Below are 18365 nucleotides of genomic sequence, written 5' to 3' on the forward strand. Positions count from 1 at the left end.
CGGGAGGCGCGGGGTTTTTCGCCGCGCAGATGGACGCCGTTCATGCCGCAATGGTGCGCCTTTTGGACGGCGGCCACGCTGTGGGCGCTTACCCCTCGGCCCCTCCCCCATTCTCAAGATAGACCTCCAGGGCACGGCGCGCGCCCTGCGCCCAGATCAGCCCCAGCCACGTTGCAAAGGATGCGCTGAAGGCCGCATCCTCCCCGATCGCCCCATAGTACTGGCGTTGCCCCAGCCAGGTTTCGGGCGCCTCGCGCGCGGCCTGCGCCGCCTCCACGAGGTTGGCCCAATGGGGGTCGTTCGGTTCGATCGGGCTGCCATCCTCGCGTTGGCCCGCGCACATCCGGGCCCAAAGCGCCTCGGTCAGGGCCAGGCCCTCTACCGGGCCGCCGGCGGCCAGCGCATCGCGCAGGATTGGCAGCACGAAGCCGGTATGCCGTGAAGAGCCGTCGAAGGCGACCCGGCGCGTGGTGTCGTGGATCTCGGGGTTGGCGAACCGCCGTTCGATCAGCGCGAGGTAGTCGCGCGGCGCCATTCCGGGCACGGGGTCTACGTAGGGTACGATCTCCTCGGTCTCGACCTTGTGCAGGAATGCCGCGATCTGAGGATCCTGCATGCAGGCCGCGATGGTCGGCACGCCAAGTATTTCGCCCGCATTGGCCAGCACCTGGTGGCCCGCATTCAGAATGCGGATTTTCATGCGTTCATAGGCATGCACATCGTCGGTCAGCGTGGCGCCCACCTCTTGCCACGGGGGGCGGCCATTTGGGAAACGGTCCTCGATCACCCATTGGCGAAAGTTCTCGTGGGTCACGGGGGCTGCGTCGTCGATCCCGAGGGACCGGGCCAGTTCCAGTTCGCGGGTGCCGGTCGACGGCACGATGCAATCTACCATGGCGTTGGGGAAGGCGGCGTGCGTGTCGATCCAGTCGGCCAGGTCGGGATCGCCAAGCCGGGCGAGGCCGACCACCGTCTGACGCAGGATCGCGCCGTTGTTTTGCAGGTTGTCGCAGCACTGGCCGGTGAAGGGCGCGTGGCCGGCTGCGCGGCGCGCCCTGAGTGCCGCAACCATCGCGCCAAAGGCGGTTTTCGGGGCATTCTGGTTGGCCGCGTCGTGGACGATATCGGGGTGGCAGGCATCGAAGGCGCCAGAGGCGTCGGTGAAATAGCCCCCTTCCGTCACGGTCAGCGAGACGATGCGGATCGCAGGATCGGACATCGCGCGGATCAGCGCCGCGTTGCCGTCTTCGATGGGCAGGAAATCGATCATCGAGCCCACGACCTCGGCCGAGATGCCATCGGGGTCGAGCTCGATCAGGGTGGTCAGGCAGTCCTGGGCCAGAAGGCGGTCGCGCATCGCGCTGTCCGTGGACCGGACGCCGGCGCCGATAATGGCCCAGTCATGCGCCAGGCCCTTCTGCATCAGCCGGTGCAGGTACCACGACTGGTGCGCGCGGTGGAAATTGCCAAGCCCGACATGCACGATGCCGGGGGTGAGCGCGGCGCGATCGTAGCGCGGGCGTTTCACGCCCTCGGGCAGATCGGCCAGGGTCGCGTTGCTGAGTTTCGTCGGGCGGCCTGCCCCGGCGCGGTCAGTCATCAGTTCATCCAGTTCCCGCCGTCGACATTATAGGTCTGGGCGACGATGTAATCGGCCTCGTCCGAAGCAAGGAAAATGGCCATGCCGGTCAGGTCCTCGGCGCGGCCCATCCGGCCGTAGGGCACCGCTTCGCCGACCTCTTTCTTCTTCTGACCCGGCGCTTTGCCCTCGTATTTGGCAAAGAAGGCATCGACGCCGTCCCAATGCTCTCCATCGACCACACCCGGCGAGATGGCGTTGACGTTGATGCCGTGCCTGACCAGGTCCAGCGCCGCCGACTGGGTCAGGCTGATGACGGCGGCCTTGGTGGCGCAATAGACCGCGACCAGGGGCTCGCCGCGCCGCCCGGCCTGGCTGGCCATGTTGATGATGCGGCCGCGGACGCCATGCTCGATCATGTGCCGGGCAACGGCCTGCAAGGTGAACAGCGTCCCCGCGACATTGACGGCGAAGACGCGGTCATAGTCCGCGCGCGTGATCTCGACGACGGGCGCGGCGGTAAAAAGGGCGGCATTGTTGATCAGGATGTCGATCCGGCCCAGCCGGTCCACGGTCTCGTCCACGGCGGCGTCGATGCTGTCCTGCCGGGTGATGTCCATCTCGACGGCAATCGCCGCCGGGCCGATCTGCTCGGCCGAGGCCCTTGCCGCAGCGATATTGATATCCGCGATGGCAACGCGCGCGCCCTCGGAAACATAGGCCTTGGCGAAGGCCAGACCGATCCCGCGGGCCGCCCCCGTGATCAACGCGCTTTTGTCCTTGAGCCGCTCCATCTCAGTCAGTCCTCAGCCCGTTTGCGTCGAAGCGGTGGATATGGGCCTCGTCGGGCGTCATGCAGATCGCGTCGCCGTGGTAAAGCTCGACGTCGCCGCCCGCGCGCACGGTCAGCGGCGTGTCCTGCCCTTCCATGTGGATGTGGAAGAACGTGTCCGAGCCCAGATGCTCGGACACGCCGACCGTGCCTCGCCAAATGCAGCTCTCGTCGTTCGACACCTTGATATGCTCGGGCCGGATGCCGATCGTGTGCGCACCGTGCCGATCTGCCTCGGGTCCGGTCAGGAAATTCATCTTCGGGCTGCCGATGAAGCCGGCGACGAAGAGGTTCTTGGGCGTGCGGTAAAGCTCCAGCGGAGAGCCGACCTGTTCGATCCGCCCGGCATGAAGCACCACGATCTTGTCGGCCATGGTCATGGCCTCGACCTGGTCGTGGGTGACATAGATCATCGTCGTCTTGAGCCGCTCGTGCAGTTCGCTGATCTCCAGCCGCATGCCCACACGCAGCGCGGCGTCGAGGTTCGACAGCGGCTCGTCGAAGAGAAACGCCGCGGGTTCGCGCACGATGGCACGCCCGATGGCGACCCGCTGGCGCTGCCCGCCCGACAGCTGACCGGGGCGGCGATCGAGGTAGTCGCTCAGGTTCAGAACCTTCGCCGCCTCGGTCACGCGACGCTCCTGCTCGGCCGCGTCGAGGCCTGCCATGCGCAGCGGAAAGGCGATGTTCTTGCGCACCGACATATGCGGGTAAAGCGCGTATGACTGGAAAACCATCGCGAGACCGCGCTTTGCCGGCGGCACGGTGGTGGCGTCCTGGCCGTCGACACGGATCTGGCCGCCGCTCACGTCCTCCAGCCCCGCGATCAGGCGAAGCAGCGTGGATTTCCCGCAGCCGGAGGGGCCGACGAAGACCACGAATTCCCCGTCCTCGATGGTCAGGTCCAGGGGTGGGATAACCTCCACGGCCCCGAAGGACTTGGACACCTTGTCAAGCGTGATGCGTCCCATGTCTTCCCCTTTATTTCACGGCGCCGAAGGTCAGCCCGCGGACGAGTTGTTTCTGGCTGAACCATCCCAGGATGAGGATCGGCGCGATGGCCATGGTCGAGGCCGCCGAAAGCTTCGCGTAGAACAGGCCCTCGGGGCTTGAATAGCTGGCGATGAAGGCGGTCAGCGGCGCGGCCTTGGCCGCCGTCAGGTTGAGAGTCCAGAACGCCTCGTTCCAGGCCAGGATGACGTTCAGCAGCATGGTCGAGGCGATGCCGGGCACGGCCATTGGCGTGAGCACATAAAGGATTTCCTCGCGCAAGCCGGCGCCGTCCATGCGCGCGGCCTCCAGGATCTCGCCCGGGATTTCCTTGAAGTAGGTGTAGAGCATCCAGACGATGATCGGCAGGTTGATCAGCATCAGCACGACAACCAGCCCCACGCGGCTGTCCAAAAGCCCCAGTTTGATGAAAAGCAGGTAGATCGGGTAAAGCACGCCCACCGCGGGCAGCATCTTGGTGGACAGCATCCAGAGCAGGATGTCCTTGGTCCGCCGCGACGGCACGAAGGCCATCGACCAGGCGGCCGGCACGGCGATGAGAACGCCAAGGATCGTCGAGCCCACCGCGATGATGACCGAGTTCCACAAGAACCGCATGTAGTCGGAACGTTCCTGCACGACGCTGTAATTTTCCAGCGTCCAGTCGAAGAACAAAAACAGCGGCGGGTCGTTGATCGCCTGCGCCTCGGTCTTGAAGCTGGTGAGGATGGTCCAGAGGATCGGAAAGAAGATCAGCAGCCCCACCGCCCAGGCCAGGGTGGTGTTGATCGCCTTGCGTTGCGGGGTGACGGCGCGCGCCATGTCAGGCCCTCCCGTCCCGGGCGTCCCCCGGGAGCTGATGGTCGGTGGCGGGGACGTCCCGGAAATGGCCCGGGACGCTGCGAAGCATGAGATCAGGCATCGAGATTCTTCCCCACGATGCGCATCAGGAACAGCGCGACGATGTTGGCAAGGATGATGGCGTAAACCCCGCCGGCCGAGCCGAGCCCGACATTCTGACTTTCCAGCACGCGCTGGAAGATCAGGTAGGTCAGCGTTCGGGTTCCGAACGAGCCCTGGGTGGTGACGAAAATCTCGGCGAAGATCGACAGCAGGAAGATCGTCTGGATCAGGATGACCACCGTGATGGCGCGGCTCATGTGCGGCAGGATGATGAACCAGAACCGCTTGATCGCCGGTGCCCCGTCCATTTCCGCAGCCTCAAGCTGTTCGCTGTCCAGCGACTGGATCGCCGTCAGCAGGATCAGTGTCGCAAAGGGCAGCCATTGCCAGCTGACGATCATGATGATCGACGCCAGCGACGCCTCGGACAGCCACGAGATCGGCGTGGCGCCGAAGAATTTGAACAGATGCGCGAACAGCCCGTTCACCGGATCCATGAACATGTTCTTCCAGACCAGTGCAGACACCGTCGGCATGACGAAGAACGGGGCGATCACGAGGATGCGCACGATGCCCTGCCCCCACATCGGCTGATCGAGCAGAAGCGCCAGCAGCACGCCGAAACACACGGTGATCGCCAGCACGCCCCCCACGATGATCAGGGTCGCCTGGATACTGGGCCAGAAGGAGCTGGAGCTGACGAAGCGGACATAGTTGTCAAAGCCCGTCCAGCCCAGATCGCCGCCGCGCAGGGGCAGGTATCTGCGAAACGAGAACCACAGCGTCATCGTCAGCGGAACGAGCATCCAGCCCATGAGCAGGACGACGGCGGGGGCCATCATCAGCCTGGCGGCGGATCGGGAATGCTGGGTGGCCATGAGATGCACCTCTCCTTTCGACGGACCAAGCGCCCCGGCAGCGGGGATGCGGTGTCAGAAACGAATTGCCGGGGGGCAACAGGGGCGTTGCCCCCCGGACGTGAGAGGGCCTAGTACCCCGCCGCTTCCATTTCGTCAGCGGTCAGCGCCTGGGCTTTTTCCAGTGCCTCCTCGGCGGTCTGCTGCCCGGCGAGAGCGGCCGAGAACTCCTGGCCGGCCTGGGTACCGATGCCGGCAAATTCCGGGATCGCCACGAACTGGATGCCGACATAGGGCACCGGTTCGACAGTGGGCTCGTTCGGGTTTGCCGCCCGGATCGATTCCAGCGTCATCTGCGCGAACGGAATGTCGGCATAGTTCGGGTTTTCGTAGAGCGATGTCCGCGTGCCCGGCGGGACATTGGCCCAGCCCTCTTTCTCGGCGACGAGGGCCAGATAGTCCTTCGAGGTGGCCCAGTTGATGAAATCCTTGGCCGCCTCTTCCTTCTGCGTGCCGGCCGGGATTGCCAGTGCCCACGCCCAGAGCCAGTTGGCGCGCTTTCCAAGGCCGGTGTCAGGCGCAAGCGCGAAACCCACGCTGTCGGCGACGCTCGAATCGTCGGGGTTGGTCACGAAGGACGCCGCGACCGTGGCATCGATCCACATCCCGCACTTGCCCTGCTGGAACAGCGAGAGGTTCTCGTTGAAGCCGTTGGTCGACGCGCCCGGAGGGCCGGCATCCTCCATCAGGTCGAGGTAGAAGGTGATCGCCTCTTTCCACTCGGGCTGATCGAATTGGGGGGTCCAGTCCTCGTCGAACCAGCGCGCCCCGAAGGAGTTGGCCATCGTGGTCAGGAACGCCATGTTCTCGCCCCAGCCGGCCTTTCCGCGCAGGCAGATCCCGTAGATCTCGTTGTCCCTGTCGGTGATCTTGCGCGCCGCATCGGCCACAAAGTCCCAGGTGGGGGCATCCGGCATCTCGATTCCGGCCTCCTCGAACAGGTCGGTCCGGTACATGATCATCGAGCTTTCGCCGTAGAACGGCGCCGCGTAGAGCGTGCCGTCAACCGAAAGGCCGTCGCGCATCGCCGGAAGGATGTCGTCGATATCGTAATCGGCAGGCAGGTCGTCCAGCGGGACCAGCCACCCTTGCCGCGCCCAGATCGGCGTTTCGTACATGCCGATCGTCATGATGTCGAACTGACCGCCCTTGGTGGCGATGTCCTGTGTCACCCGCTGGCGCAGCACGTTCTCTTCCAGCGTAACCCATTCGACCTCGTGGCCGGTCTTGGCGGTGAAATCGTCGGTCAGGCCCTGCATGCGGATCATGTCGCCGTTGTTCACGGTGGCGATTGTGATCTCTTCTGCCTGGGCCGCTCCGACCGCGATCAAGGTAAGCGCGGTCGCCGCACGAAGTGCGTTTCTCGAATACATCCCACTCCTCCCGTAATTGGATGTTGTCCGAGAACGCTAGCCGCGACTTCAGCGCGCTGTCAATTTTAATTTTACGCGCGGCAAGTTTTCCCTTGGCTCATGCCGAGACTCTCATGACAAGACGCCCCTCGAACAGCTTGGAATCCTTGGGCATTGGGGCACCGTCGATCATGCGGAACAATGTCTCGGCCGCGTGGCGGGAAATCGCCTCGTAGTCCTGGGCGACCGTTGTAAGCGGCGGGCACGTGTACCGGGCAAACGGGTGATCGTCCTGCCCGGCGACCCGAATCCTGCAGCCGGGCTCGTGGCCAACGCGCAACCCGGCCTCGCAACACGCGGTCAGGAATCCGATGGCCAGGCGGTCATTGCTGCACAAGACGGTGTTGGTGGCGAACTGGCCCTCTGCCAGCGCCTTCGCTCCGCCGCGCAGGCCGATCTCTTCGAAATTCCAGCCCTCGCCCGCGGCCTTTACGATCTTCGGTTCCTGCCCCAGCCGCTGCATGGCGTGGATATACCCGGCGCGGCGTTTGTTCGCGTTGGGGTTCGACGGCGTCGCCATCTCGAAAAAACAGGGCGGCTCTCCGGTGCGGCACAGGTAATCCACGATCAGCATCGAGAATTGCGGATTGTCCGAGCCGATATAGGCAAGGCCCAACGCCTCAAGGCTGCTGTCGAACAGAACGGTCGGGATGTCGGCGCAGAATTTCTCGACCGCGCTGGCATCCGACGCCCGCCCCAAGGGCGCGAGCAACACCCCCGCAGGCTTGAGCGAGCGCAGGCTGTCGAGGATATCGTTTTCCAGCGCCTGGTTGCCGTGGGCGCTGTAAAGCGTCGGGCGATAGCCCGCATTGATGCAGCGCTGTTCGATGTTGCGCGCGATCTCGGCAAAGAACGGGTCGGCCAGATAGGGCACCACGATCCCGACGTTCTTGGTCAGCTTGCGGTTCTGGTTGATGGCGAAGATGTTCGGCCGATAATCGTATTTCTCCAACGCCGCTTCGATGCGCGTGCGGGTGGAGGAGCGCACGCTGCCGGGATCGTGGAAGTATTTCGAAACGGTCGGCCGCGACAGGCCGCTGACCGCGGCGAACTCTTCCATATTCCGGATCTTCTTGGTGCCCATGGCCTCAGAACGTTGCTTCGGACCGGTCGTAATGCCAGCCCGTATTCTCCTAGGTTTACTTTTTCTTAACGCGCGGAAAGTTTCAAGGGCGTTGTGAACGTTTACCGGGAGGGCTTCGTCGCTTGGTGAACAACTGACGATGCATGGGATGTCGAAAGGCACCTGCTGCGCCGAAATCCGACGTTCGGCGGACTGCCAGCTCGCCCGGATTACGCGCCCGTGAAGACCTGGCGGTTTGGTGCAGACACCGAAACCAAGGCCGAGGGCGCGTTGACCAGCACATCAAACGCGCCCCTGATGCGAACGCTGTCATCCCGGACGTGAATGGCCGCCATATCACAATGGCCAGCCAATCCAATCTCTTGGCTCTTCGCCTTCGCTGTCTTTACTGATCGAGAAAGCTTCTCAGCTTCCGGCTGCGGCTCGGGTGCTTGAGCTTGCGCAATGCCTTCGCCTCGATCTGGCGGATGCGTTCGCGGGTGACGGAGAACTGCTGACCGACCTCTTCCAGCGTGTGGTCGGTGTTCATGCCGATGCCGAAACGCATGCGCAGCACCCGTTCCTCGCGGGGCGTCAGGCTGGCCAGCACCCGCGTCGTGGTGTCTTTCAAGTTGTCCTGAATGGCGCTTTCCAGCGGCAGGATCGCGTTCTTGTCCTCGATGAAATCGCCGAGTTGGCTGTCTTCCTCGTCGCCGATCGGGGTCTCCAGCGAAATCGGCTCCTTGGCGATCTTCATCACCTTGCGGACCTTTTCCAGCGGCATCTGGAGTTTCTCGGCCAGCTCTTCGGGCGTCGGCTCGCGGCCGATCTCGTGCAGCATCTGGCGGCCGGTCCGGACCAGCTTGTTGATCGTCTCGATCATGTGCACGGGGATGCGGATCGTGCGGGCCTGGTCGGCGATGGAGCGGGTTATGGCCTGGCGGATCCACCAGGTGGCGTAAGTGCTGAACTTGTAGCCGCGGCGGTACTCGAATTTGTCGACCGCCTTCATCAGGCCGATATTGCCTTCCTGGATGAGATCGAGGAATTGCAGCCCGCGATTGGTGTATTTCTTGGCGATCGAGATCACCAGACGCAGGTTGGCCTCGACCATCTCCTTCTTGGCCTGCCGGGCCTCTTTCTCGCCCTTCTGCACCTGCGAGACGATGCGGCGGAACTCGGAGATATCGACGCCGACATACTGGCCCACCTGGGCCATCTCGGCGCGCAGGTCTTCGACCTTGTCGCCCGAGCGTTCGACGAATGCCTGCCAGCCGCGACCGGCCTTTTCGGTCATGCGTTCCAGCCAGCCCGGGTCCAGCTCGTGGCCGCGATAAGAGTCGATGAATTCGCGGCGGTTGATCCGCGCCTGATCGGCCAGCTTCACCATCTGGCCGTCGATCTGCATGATCTTGCGGTTGATGCCGTAAAGCTGGTCGATCAACGCCTCGATGCGGTTGTTGTGAAGGTGCAGTTCGTTGACCAGTTCGACGATTTCGGCCCGCAGTTTCTGATACTTGGCCTCGTCGATCGCGCTGAACGCGCTGCCCTCGCCCAGCGTGGCCTGCATCCGCGAATCCTGCATCTCGCTGAGCTGCGCGTAATCGCCCGCGATTCGGTCGAGCAGTTCCAGCACCCGGGGTTTGAGCGCGGCCTCCATCGCGGCGAGCGACATGTTGGCCTGTTCTTCTTCCTCGTCGTCGTCGTCGGGCTTGATCGGGTTGCCGTCCGCGTCGAGTTCGGGCTCTTCGGATTTCTTGGCGTTGGCGCCGGGTGCTGCGGCGCCCTGCGCGGCGCCGACATCCAGCCCCTCGACGACCGGCTCGTCCTCGTCGCCGTCTTCCTCCAGCGAGCGGCCGAACGTGGCGTCGAGGTCGATGACGTCGCGCAGCAGGATTTCCTCGTTGAGAAGTTCGTCACGCCAGATCGTGATCGCCTGGAAGGTCAGCGGGCTTTCGCAAAGCCCGGCGATCATCGTGTTGCGCCCCGCTTCGATGCGCTTGGCAATCGCGATTTCGCCCTCGCGCGACAGAAGCTCGACCGAGCCCATCTCGCGCAGATACATCCGCACCGGGTCGTCCGTGCGATCCAGCGTTTCCGACTGGGTCTGGGCGACGGCGACCTCGCGCGAGGTCGAGGTCTCGACCACCTCGGTCGATTTTTCCTCGCCTTCCTCGGCGCCTTCCTCTTCCTCGATGATGTTGATGCCCATTTCGGAGAGCATCGACATCACGTCCTCGATCTGCTCGGACGACACCTGATCGGGCGGCAGGACCTGGTTGAGCTGATCATAGGTGATGTAGCCGCGCTCCTTGGCCTCGGCGATCATCTTTTTTACCGCGGCCTGGCTCATGTCGAGCGTCAGCTCCGGCTCCTGCTCATCGGTCTTGCGGTCGTCGGCGTCTTTTGCGGCCATTCCGTGCTCCTTGGGCGGGGAGGGCTGATTCGGGCTCAGGCTTGACCCGAATCAATAGCGCGAATCATGCGCTTGCACACCCTTCTACCCTGCTTTCTTTACTCAATAATCACCTTCCGGCTCTGGCTTGGGCGGCAATCGCGTCTCGTGACCGATTCGCGTCAGCAATTCGGCGAAGGCATCACGCTCGTCGCGGCTGATTCGGGCGCCGTTCGGACCAAGGTCGAACTCGCCCCGGTCCTCGGTCTCGCCGCGCCCGGCATTGTGCCGGGCCTTGGCCACCTCGCTCAGCCGCCAGGTCAGCCCCTCGTCCGCCAATCCCTCGATATCATGCATCGCCTCTTCGATTTCGCGGGCCGCGCCGCGCGAGGCGGACAGGCGGGCCAGTTCCTCCGCCAGGCACAGCGCAGCCTTCTCGCTGTCGCCGGGGTCGCGCACGGGCGGTGCTATCCGGACATGGCCGAGGGCGAAGAGCTTTTCAAGGGGGGCGGTGCCCACGCGCGCCTCCAGCGCGGCGCGCAGGGCGGCCCGGTCGGTCTCTCCGGCCAGCGCCAGAAGGGCGGCTTGCAGCCGGGCGTGGTCGGGGCCGTGGCATTCCAGCCGCTCCAGTTCGCCCTCGAAGCGCGCCAGCAGGCCCGGATGGATGATCAGCGTTGCCAGGATCACCGCCTCGCGCAAGGCCTCGCCGAACTCGTCGCTGGCCGCGACGAGGGACGAGCTTTTGGTGCTGGGCATCGGCTGGGCGGGGGCCTTGCCGCGCGGGGCGCCGGGGCGCCAGGGCGGGCGGAACAACGCGCGGCGCAGGCGGTCGATCTCCTGCCCGTAATGGCGGCGGATCGACGGGTCCTTGATGCGCGAAATGGCGTTTCGCAGGTCGCGGTCGAGCGCCGCCTTGCGCTCGGGGCTGTCAAAGCTCTTGCCTTCGGTCTCGCGCGCCCAGAGCAGGCTGACCATCGGCTGGGCGGCGTCGAGGATCTTCTGCATCGCCGCCGCCCCGCCGGCGCGGATCACGTCGTCGGGGTCCTGCCCCGGCGGCATCAGCGCGAACCGCAGCGATTGCCCCGCCTCCAAAAGCGGCAGCGCGAGGTCCATCAACCGCCGCCCGGCATCGATCCCGGCCCGGTCGCCGTCGAGCGCCACGATGGGTTCGGGGTGGATGCGCCACAACAGGCGCAACTGGTCCTCGGTCACCGCCGTGCCGAGCGGCGCCACCGCCGCCCCGAACCCCGCCTCGGCCAGCGCGATCACGTCCATGTAGCCCTCGGCGACGATCAGCGGCTGGCCCTTTCCGGCGGCCTCGCGTGCGGGGCCGTGGTTGTAGAGGTTGCGCCCCTTGTCGAACAGCTCGGTCTCGGGCGAGTTGAGGTACTTGGCGCTGTCCTCGGGGTCCATCGCGCGGCCGCCGAAGGCGATGGCCCGCCCCCGCGCATCGCGGATCGGGAACATGATACGGTTGCGGAACACGTCATAGGGCCCGCGCGATTTCTCCGAGGTCTTGGCCAGCCCCGCGCCGAGGATCAGATCGTCCTCGACCTCCTTGGCCTTGAGGTGCGCCCAGAGCCCGTGCCAGCCGGGCGGCGCAAACCCGATCTCCCACCGCTTGAGCGCCTCGTCCGAGAGCCCGCGCCGTTCGAGATACGCGCGCGCCTCGGCCGCCGCGCCGGTGCTGAGTTGCAGGCGGTAATGCTGCACCGCCTGGTCCATCACCTGCGTAAGCCGCGTGCGCCGGTCGGCCTTTTCCTGCGCCTTGGGGTCGCGCGCGGGCATCTGCATGCCCGCCTCCTGGGCCAGGATCTCGATCGCCTCCATGAAGCCCACGTTCTCGGTCTCGCGCACGAAGGAGATCGCGTCGCCCTTGGCGTGGCAGCCGAAGCAATAATAAAACCCCTTGCGATCGTCGACGTGGAAGCTGGCGGTCTTTTCCTGGTGGAACGGGCACGGCGCCCACATGTCGCCCTTGCCCTGGTTCGATTTGCGCGTGTCCCACATCACCTTGCGCCCGACAACCTGGGCCAGCGAGGTGCGACTGCGCAATTCGTCGAGGAAACCGGGGGGGAGACTCATGGCTTACAATATCGGGCGGCAGGTGCCTGCTGTCCAGTCATGGTGAGGCGCGCCTCCCGCCTGGCGCGACGCGGCCGGCCGAAACGGCGGCGCCGTTACCCGCGCGCCGCCACGCCCTGCATCGCCAGCGCAATCTCGCCCCAGGCAGAGCGCGCCATCGAGCGCATGACGAACATCTCGAACCCCGCCGCGTCCCGCACGAAGAGCGCCGGCATCTGCGCCAGTTCGCTGCGCGCCGAGCGTCCCTCGGGAAACGCGCCGCGCCGCAGGTCGAGCGGCGTCAGCCGCGCCAGCACCTCTTCGGCCGCACCCTCCAGGCGCAGACACACCCAGCCGTCGCTCAAATCGCTCAGCGCGGCATGGGCGGCAAGTCCCTCATCGGCCCGCACACCCACCAGCCAGGCCATCCGCAGCCCCGCCCAGATGCAGCGCCCCGGACCCGCCTGCCCCACCTGCCCGGGCCCGGCAAAGCCCATCCCGTGCGCCACCTGCAGCGCAGCGGACAGCCGCGCCTCGGCGCCCTTGTAGGGCGCAAGTGCCGTGATCGGGCCAGACTCGACAAGGCGCAGCCGGGCGCCGCCGGCCTCAAGCGGCCCGTCGTCCAGCGGCAATGTCGCCGTCAGCTCAACCACGCATGCGCCCTCCCTCGGTGTCATAAAAACAGGGCGCCGTGATCTCGACATCGGTCCACACGCCGCGCAGGCGGTCGACCAGCCGCACCACCTCACCCAACCGCTCGGGCCCATGTTTCAGAAACCCCAGCCCGATCATGCGGCCCGAAACGGTGGACCACCCGACCGAGCTGACATGCCCCGCGATGTTCGGCGCGGTTGGCCTGTTGCCCTTGGCGAACAACAACGCCCCGGCGGTCATCTCGTCCCCGGCCGCCACCGTCCGCACCCCCACCAGCCGCGGCCGGGCCGGGTCGGTCAGCGCCGGGCGGCCGGCCGCCACCCGCCCGATGCAATCCTTCTCGGCCACCATCCGCCCGAGGCCAAGGTCATGGGCCGTCACCCGCCCGTCGATCTCGGCATGGGTGAGAAACCCCTTCTCGATCCGCAGCACGTTCATCGCCTCCATGCCGTAGGGGCCGCCGCCCTCGGCCTCCGCCGCCGCCAGGAGCGCCGCGTAAAGCGCCGTGCCATAACGCGCCGGCACCGCGATCTCGTATCCCAGCTCGCCCGAGAACGAGATACGGAACAGCCGCCCGGCCACGCCCCCCACCGACACGGCCCCGCAGGCCATGAAGGGGAAGGGGTCGGGCAGCCCGCCCTCCAGCACCGCCCCCAGCACCGCGCGGGCCCGCGGCCCCGCCACCGCGAACTGCGCCCATTGGTCGGAGACCGAGACCATGCGCAGGTCCATCTCCGGGCGAAGGCATTGATGCACGAACTCCAGATGCCGCATCACCGGGCCCGCCGCGGCGGTGGTCGTGGTGAGCAGGAAATGGTCATCGCCCAGCCGCGCGACGGTGCCATCGTCCATCACATGCCCGTCCTCGCGCAGCATGATCCCATAGCGCGCGCGGCCCGCCTTCAGCGTGGAGATGCCGTTGGCGTAAACGAAATCGAGAAACGCCCCGGCCACCGGCCCCTGCACGTCGATCTTGCCCAGGGTCGAGACATCGGCCACGCCCACGGCATTGCGCACCATCGCCGCCTCGCGGGCGCAGGCCGCTTCCCAGCCCTCGCCGGGGGCCGGGAAATAGCTCGGCCGGTGCCAAAGCCCGGCCTCCACCGTCGGCGCGCCCCGTCCGGCGATCGCGTCATTCGCGGGCGACAGCCGCTCGGGCGCGAACCTCCGGCCGCGCCCGCCCGCGCCCATCGCCCCGACCGGCACCGGCACATAGGGCGGGCGAAAGGTGGTCGTCCCGGTTTCGGGAATGCTGCGCCCGGTCGCCTCGGCCAGCACGGCAAGCGCCAGGAGGTTCGAGCTCTTGCCCTGGTCCGGCGCCATGCCCTGCGTCGTGTAACGCTTCATATGCTCGACGCTGCGGTAATTCTCCGCCGCCGCGCCCTGCACGTCCTTCACCGTCACGTCGTTCTGGAAATCGAGCCATGCGCGGCGCTTGCCCGGCACATGCCAAAGCGGCGCGATCTCGTAGGCACCGTCCTCGGCGCGGGGCAGTTCCAGCGCATCGACCCCCAGCGCGGCCACCGCCGCATCCACGCCGGACGCCAGGCACCCGGCGGTGGAAAACACCCCCGCCGCAGCCCCTGCCGGCACCATCCCCGGCACACCGTCCTGCGGCGGCAGAAACGCCGCGAGGCGGTCGTCCCATACCGGGCGCGCCCCCAGATGGCAGGCCAAATGCACGTTCGGGCTCCAGCCGCCCGACACCGCCAGGCAGTCGGCCGGCACCGCGTGCCGGCGCCCCCCGGCCTCGACCGTCACCGCGCGCAGGCCCTGCCGGCCCCGGCTGCCCACCACATGCGCACCCTCGCGGGCATCGAACACCCCCGTCACCTCGACCCCCGCGCGGGCCATGTCCCGCGCCGTCCGCGCCGCGCCGCCGTTATTGGCAAACACCGCCACGCGCGGCCCGGCCACCGCACCCCAGCGGTGCAGATAGGCCCGCGCGGCACCGGCCAGCATGATCCCCGGCCGGTCGTTGTCGGCAAACGCGATGGGCCGCTCGAGCGCGCCTGCCGCCAGCACCGCCCTCGGCGCGACGATCCGCCAGAAGGTCTCGCGCGGGCCTGCATGCCCCGGCGCCGCGCGCTCCAGCGCCGCGTAGGTGCCCCCGTCATAGGCCCCGGTCACCGCCGTGCGCATCATCACCCGCACATTGGGCATCGCCGCCAGGTCGCGCGCCACCGCTAGCGCCCAATCGGCCCCGGGCCGGCCATCGACCTCTTCGTCCTCGGCCAGCAGACGCCCGCCGGCGGCGGCATCCTCCTCGGCCAGGATCACGTCCCGCCCCGCCCGGCCCGCGGTCAGCGCCGCCATCAGCCCCGCAGGACCGGCCCCGATGACCAGAAGGTCGCAATGGGCGTATGCGGTCTCGCGCCAGGTCTCGTCAGGCGCGCGCCCCAGCCGGCCCAGCCCGGCGGCGCGGCGGATCAGCGGCTCGTAGACCCTCTCCCAGGTCCGGCCCGGCCCCATGAACGCCTTGTAATAGAACCCCGCCCCCAGGAACGGTGCGAACAGGTCGTTCACCGCCATCAGGTCCAGCCCCAGCGCCGGCCAGGCGTTCTGCGCTTGCGCCTCCAGCCCCTCGGCGAGCTCCACCATGGTCGCGCGCAGGTTCGGCACGCCGGCCACGGAGACCAGGCCGTTGGGCTCTTCCGATCCCGCCGCCAACAGGCCCCGCGGCCGGTGACACTTGAACGACCGGCCCACCAGCCGCACACCGTTCGCCAGCAGCGCCGAGGCCAGCGTGTCGCCGGCAAACCCCCTCAGCGGCCGTCCGTCGAACCGGAACGACAGCGCCGCACCGCGGTCGACCCGCCCATAGCCCGCAACCCTCACGCGCCCGCCTCCGCCAGCCGCACCGACACCACGGCGTGGCTGGTCATGTCCCGCTCGACCGCCAGCCACGCGCCGCAGCCCGCCTCGTGGCACCACAGCTCGCGCCCCCGCCCCGCCGGGTTCTCACGCTGATGCAGATAGGCGTCCCACGCCTCGGGCCCGGCCGCCGGCCCCGGCCGGTCAAGATAGACCGCAGCGCCCAGATAATGGAATTCGCGCCGGTCCCGCGCGCCGCACAGCGGACAGTCGATCCTCATCGCGCCCCGCCCCCTGCTTCTTCTTGGTCCAAATACCCAGATCCCGCCATTGTCCGTTCTCGCCTAATGCAGGTTGTGCTGGCTGCCCCTGCCTTCCTCGTCGATCAGATCGCCGCGCGCGAACCGGTCCAGCCGATAGCGCGCCGCCGGGCCGTGCGGCGCCCCGGTGGCGATCAGATGGGCAAACGACCACCCCGAGCCCGGCACCGCCTTGAACCCGCCATAGCACCAGCCCGCATTCAGAAAGAGCCCGCCCACCGGCGTCCGGTCGATGATCGGGCTGCCGTCCGGCGTCATGTCCATGATCCCGCCCCAGCTGCGCAGCACCCGGGCGCGCGCCAGCATCGGCATCAGCGCCACCCCCGCCTCCATCACGTGCTCGGCCATGGGCAGGTTGCCGCGCGCCGCGTAGGAGGCGTAGAAATCCAGGTCGCCGCCGAAGACCAGCCCGCCCTTGTCGGACTGGCTGATATAGAAATGCCCCATGCCGAAGGTCACCACATGGTCGACGACGGGCTTCAGCCCCTCGGTGACGAAAGCCTGCAACACGTGGCTTTCGATCGGCAGGCGCAGCCCCGCCATCGCCGCCACCTGCGACGACCGGCCAGCCGCGGCCAAGCCCACCTTGCCGGCCCGGATCGCGCCGCGCGTGGTCTCGACCCCGCGCACTTGCCCGCCCTCGACCGAGATACCCGTCACCTCGCAATTCTGGATCAGGTCGACGCCCAGGCGGTCGGCCCCCCGGGCAAAGCCCCAGGCCACCGCGTCGTGCCGCGCGGTGCCGCCGCGGGGGTGGTAGAGCCCGCCATGGATCGGAAACCGCGCCTGGTCGAAATCGAGATAGGGCAGCATCGCGCGCACGCCGTCGCGGTCCAGCAATATCGCGTCGTCGCCCTGCGCCAGCATCGCGTTCCCGCGCCGCGCGGCGGCGTCGCGCTGGGCATCGGAATGGAAGATGTTGATGACCCCCCGCTGCGAATGCATCACGTTGAAATTCAGCTCTTCCTCCAGCCCCTCCCAGAGCTTCAGCGAATGGCTGTAGAACTCGGAATTGCCCGGCAACAGGTAGTTGGCCCGCACGATGGTGGTGTTGCGCCCCACGTTGCCGCCGCCGAGATAGCCCTTCTCCAGCACGGCGACATTGGTGATCCCGTGGTTTTTCGCCAGGTAATAGGCGGTGGCGAGCCCGTGACCGCCGCCGCCGACGATGACCACGTCATAGGCGGGCCTGGGCGCGGGGTCGCGCCAGACCGGGGCCCAGCCGCGATTGCCGGTCAGCCCCTGCCGGATCACCTGCCAGGCGGAATAGCGCATCCCCGGTCTCCCTGTCTCATGGGGCCAGCGTGGCAGGGGCGCGGCCCCCGTGCAATGGCCGGGGGCGACATCGCAAGGCGCGTCCGCGGCAAGACCGGCGCGCCGCCCGGTCCGCCGCGCCTCAGGCGCCCACCGCGCGGCGCACCATGTCCCAATAGATCTCGGCCACCCGCTCGCGGCTGAGCCGGCCCTCTTCGCGGTACCAGGTGGTCACGCCGGTCAGCATCGCGATCACCGCGAGCGCGGCCAGCTTGGTGTCTACCAGCGTGAACACACCCTCGGCCTTGCCCGCGCGCAGGATGTCCTCCAGCGCGGTCTCGTAGCGTTTGCGCAAGCCCTCGATTACCTCGAAATTGCCGGGCTCGAGGTTGCGCAACTCCATGTAGGCGATGAACACCGCCTCGGGCCGCGCCAGGTGAAAGCGGATGTGAAAGTGGCAAAAGGCCCTGAGCGCCGCGCGCGGGTCCGCGCCCTCGTCCTCTGCCTCCCAGCTCGCCAGCAGCTCTTCGAGATGCGCGCGCATCATCTCGAAAAGCAGGCTCTGCTTGTCGGGCGTGTAGTTGTAAAGCGCACCCGCCTGCACCCCCACCTCGGCCGCGATCTGGCGCATCGACACGGCGGCATAGCCGTGCCGGGCGAATAGCCTTTGCGCGGCGGCGCGGATGCGCGGGCCGGTGGTGGCGGCGTCTGATCCTGCGGTACGGGCCATGGCACCCATGATCGTGTGAACGGGCGTTCATTTCAATCCCCGCACCTTGCCGCGCGCGCGCGCTGCGGGCTAAGGTCGCGCCAGCCACGAAAGGGTCGCCATGCCGCGCGCCGTTCTGCTTCTGATCTGCCTGGCGCTGGCCGCCGGCTGTGCCCCACGCCAGACCGTGGGCCTTGCCGAGGCCGGGCGCACCGCCGCCCTGCCCTATCCGGTGCTGCTTCCGCTTGACGGGCTGCTGGCCGGCACCGAAGACACGCGGCTGGAAGACGACAGCGCCGCGCGGCTGGCCGCCCGCGCCGCGGCCCTGCGCGCCAAGGCGGCGCGGCTGAATGCCCCGGTCCTCGCACCGGCCGCGCGGCGCGACCTCGAAGAGGCGGCCGAGCGCCGCGCACCCTGAGCGCCCGCGCGCCCCCACGTTGCATGCCCCGCCCCGACGCG

The 18365-nt window shown here is 67.3% G+C and carries 15 protein-coding genes; 1 reads left to right on the top strand and 14 read right to left on the bottom strand.

Going from position 1 to position 18365, the window contains the following annotated elements:
- Positions 1 to 88: 88 nt before the first annotated feature.
- The 14 genes from Ga0609869_RS14850 to Ga0609869_RS14915 form a co-directional block, all read right to left on the bottom strand.
- Entirely contained in the window at positions 89 to 1600 is a 1512-nt protein-coding gene (locus tag Ga0609869_RS14850; protein WP_125403711.1) for a mannitol dehydrogenase family protein, read from the bottom strand.
- A complete protein-coding gene (locus tag Ga0609869_RS14855) occupies positions 1600 to 2373 on the bottom strand; it encodes an L-iditol 2-dehydrogenase (RefSeq protein WP_125403712.1) in 774 nt (257 codons plus the stop codon). Before Ga0609869_RS14855 ends, Ga0609869_RS14850 begins: the two co-directional genes overlap by 1 nt.
- Before the next feature lies 1 nt (position 2374).
- Positions 2375 to 3382, bottom strand: coding sequence for an ABC transporter ATP-binding protein (locus Ga0609869_RS14860; RefSeq protein WP_125403713.1), 1008 nt, complete (start codon positions 3380 to 3382; stop codon positions 2375 to 2377).
- A 10-nt stretch (positions 3383 to 3392) separates the two neighbouring features.
- Positions 3393 to 4223: a carbohydrate ABC transporter permease gene (locus Ga0609869_RS14865; protein ID WP_125403714.1), complete on the bottom strand. Its 831-nt coding sequence runs from the start codon at positions 4221 to 4223 to the stop codon at positions 3393 to 3395.
- Positions 4224 to 4315: 92 nt separating this feature from the next.
- Complete coding sequence (locus Ga0609869_RS14870; protein WP_125403715.1) at positions 4316 to 5182, bottom strand: carbohydrate ABC transporter permease; 867 nt, start codon at positions 5180 to 5182, stop codon at positions 4316 to 4318.
- Between the two features lie 110 nt (positions 5183 to 5292).
- Positions 5293 to 6594 (bottom strand): ABC transporter substrate-binding protein, encoded by a 1302-nt coding sequence (locus tag Ga0609869_RS14875; protein ID WP_125403716.1) that lies wholly within the window; start codon positions 6592 to 6594, stop codon positions 5293 to 5295.
- Positions 6595 to 6691: 97 nt separating this feature from the next.
- Entirely contained in the window at positions 6692 to 7717 is a 1026-nt protein-coding gene (locus Ga0609869_RS14880; RefSeq protein WP_125403793.1) for a LacI family DNA-binding transcriptional regulator, read from the bottom strand.
- Between the two features lie 385 nt (positions 7718 to 8102).
- Complete coding sequence (gene rpoD / locus Ga0609869_RS14885; protein ID WP_125403717.1) at positions 8103 to 10112, bottom strand: RNA polymerase sigma factor RpoD; 2010 nt, start codon at positions 10110 to 10112, stop codon at positions 8103 to 8105.
- A gap of 102 nt (positions 10113 to 10214) precedes the next feature.
- Positions 10215 to 12176: a DNA primase gene (gene dnaG, locus Ga0609869_RS14890; RefSeq protein WP_125403718.1), complete on the bottom strand. Its 1962-nt coding sequence runs from the start codon at positions 12174 to 12176 to the stop codon at positions 10215 to 10217.
- A gap of 95 nt (positions 12177 to 12271) precedes the next feature.
- Positions 12272 to 12808 carry a sarcosine oxidase subunit gamma gene (locus Ga0609869_RS14895; RefSeq protein ID WP_170168768.1) on the bottom strand — a complete coding sequence of 179 codons (537 nt, stop codon included), beginning with the start codon at positions 12806 to 12808 and terminating at the stop codon, positions 12272 to 12274.
- Positions 12801 to 15647 carry a 2Fe-2S iron-sulfur cluster-binding protein gene (locus tag Ga0609869_RS14900; protein WP_125403720.1) on the bottom strand — a complete coding sequence of 949 codons (2847 nt, stop codon included), beginning with the start codon at positions 15645 to 15647 and terminating at the stop codon, positions 12801 to 12803. Before Ga0609869_RS14900 ends, Ga0609869_RS14895 begins: the two co-directional genes overlap by 8 nt.
- Positions 15644 to 15904, bottom strand: coding sequence for a sarcosine oxidase subunit delta (locus Ga0609869_RS14905; RefSeq protein ID WP_125403721.1), 261 nt, complete (start codon positions 15902 to 15904; stop codon positions 15644 to 15646). Before Ga0609869_RS14905 ends, Ga0609869_RS14900 begins: the two co-directional genes overlap by 4 nt.
- 63 nt (positions 15905 to 15967) lie before the next feature.
- Positions 15968 to 17218 (bottom strand): sarcosine oxidase subunit beta family protein, encoded by a 1251-nt coding sequence (locus tag Ga0609869_RS14910; protein WP_125403722.1) that lies wholly within the window; start codon positions 17216 to 17218, stop codon positions 15968 to 15970.
- A 121-nt stretch (positions 17219 to 17339) separates the two neighbouring features.
- Positions 17340 to 17927: a TetR/AcrR family transcriptional regulator gene (locus Ga0609869_RS14915; protein WP_125403723.1), complete on the bottom strand. Its 588-nt coding sequence runs from the start codon at positions 17925 to 17927 to the stop codon at positions 17340 to 17342.
- A gap of 100 nt (positions 17928 to 18027) precedes the next feature.
- Between Ga0609869_RS14915 and Ga0609869_RS14920 the strand changes: the two genes are divergently transcribed.
- Positions 18028 to 18324 carry a hypothetical protein gene (locus Ga0609869_RS14920; RefSeq protein WP_125403724.1) on the top strand — a complete coding sequence of 99 codons (297 nt, stop codon included), beginning with the start codon at positions 18028 to 18030 and terminating at the stop codon, positions 18322 to 18324.
- Positions 18325 to 18365 lie beyond the last annotated feature (41 nt).

Source organism: Rhodovulum iodosum, assembly GCF_041020385.1.
Lineage (GTDB): Bacteria > Pseudomonadota > Alphaproteobacteria > Rhodobacterales > Rhodobacteraceae > Rhodovulum > Rhodovulum iodosum.

What these genes read in the sequence shown, in the direction of transcription:
- Ga0609869_RS14910 (WP_125403722.1), bottom strand. Translation starts at nt 17,218, where the DNA reads ATGCGCTATTCCGCCTGGCAGGTGATCCGGCAGGGGCTGACCGGCAAT.
- Ga0609869_RS14850 (WP_125403711.1), bottom strand. Translation starts at nt 1,600, where the DNA reads ATGACTGACCGCGCCGGGGCAGGCCGCCCGACGAAACTCAGCAACGCG.
- Ga0609869_RS14880 (WP_125403793.1), bottom strand. Translation starts at nt 7,717, where the DNA reads ATGGGCACCAAGAAGATCCGGAATATGGAAGAGTTCGCCGCGGTCAGC.
- Ga0609869_RS14875 (WP_125403716.1), bottom strand. Translation starts at nt 6,594, where the DNA reads ATGTATTCGAGAAACGCACTTCGTGCGGCGACCGCGCTTACCTTGATC.
- rpoD (WP_125403717.1), bottom strand. Translation starts at nt 10,112, where the DNA reads ATGGCCGCAAAAGACGCCGACGACCGCAAGACCGATGAGCAGGAGCCG.
- Ga0609869_RS14855 (WP_125403712.1), bottom strand. Translation starts at nt 2,373, where the DNA reads ATGGAGCGGCTCAAGGACAAAAGCGCGTTGATCACGGGGGCGGCCCGC.
- Ga0609869_RS14905 (WP_125403721.1), bottom strand. Translation starts at nt 15,904, where the DNA reads ATGAGGATCGACTGTCCGCTGTGCGGCGCGCGGGACCGGCGCGAATTC.
- Ga0609869_RS14920 (WP_125403724.1), top strand. Translation starts at nt 18,028, where the DNA reads ATGCCGCGCGCCGTTCTGCTTCTGATCTGCCTGGCGCTGGCCGCCGGC.
- Ga0609869_RS14870 (WP_125403715.1), bottom strand. Translation starts at nt 5,182, where the DNA reads ATGGCCACCCAGCATTCCCGATCCGCCGCCAGGCTGATGATGGCCCCC.
- Ga0609869_RS14915 (WP_125403723.1), bottom strand. Translation starts at nt 17,927, where the DNA reads ATGGCCCGTACCGCAGGATCAGACGCCGCCACCACCGGCCCGCGCATC.
- Ga0609869_RS14860 (WP_125403713.1), bottom strand. Translation starts at nt 3,382, where the DNA reads ATGGGACGCATCACGCTTGACAAGGTGTCCAAGTCCTTCGGGGCCGTG.
- dnaG (WP_125403718.1), bottom strand. Translation starts at nt 12,176, where the DNA reads ATGAGTCTCCCCCCCGGTTTCCTCGACGAATTGCGCAGTCGCACCTCG.
- Ga0609869_RS14865 (WP_125403714.1), bottom strand. Translation starts at nt 4,223, where the DNA reads ATGGCGCGCGCCGTCACCCCGCAACGCAAGGCGATCAACACCACCCTG.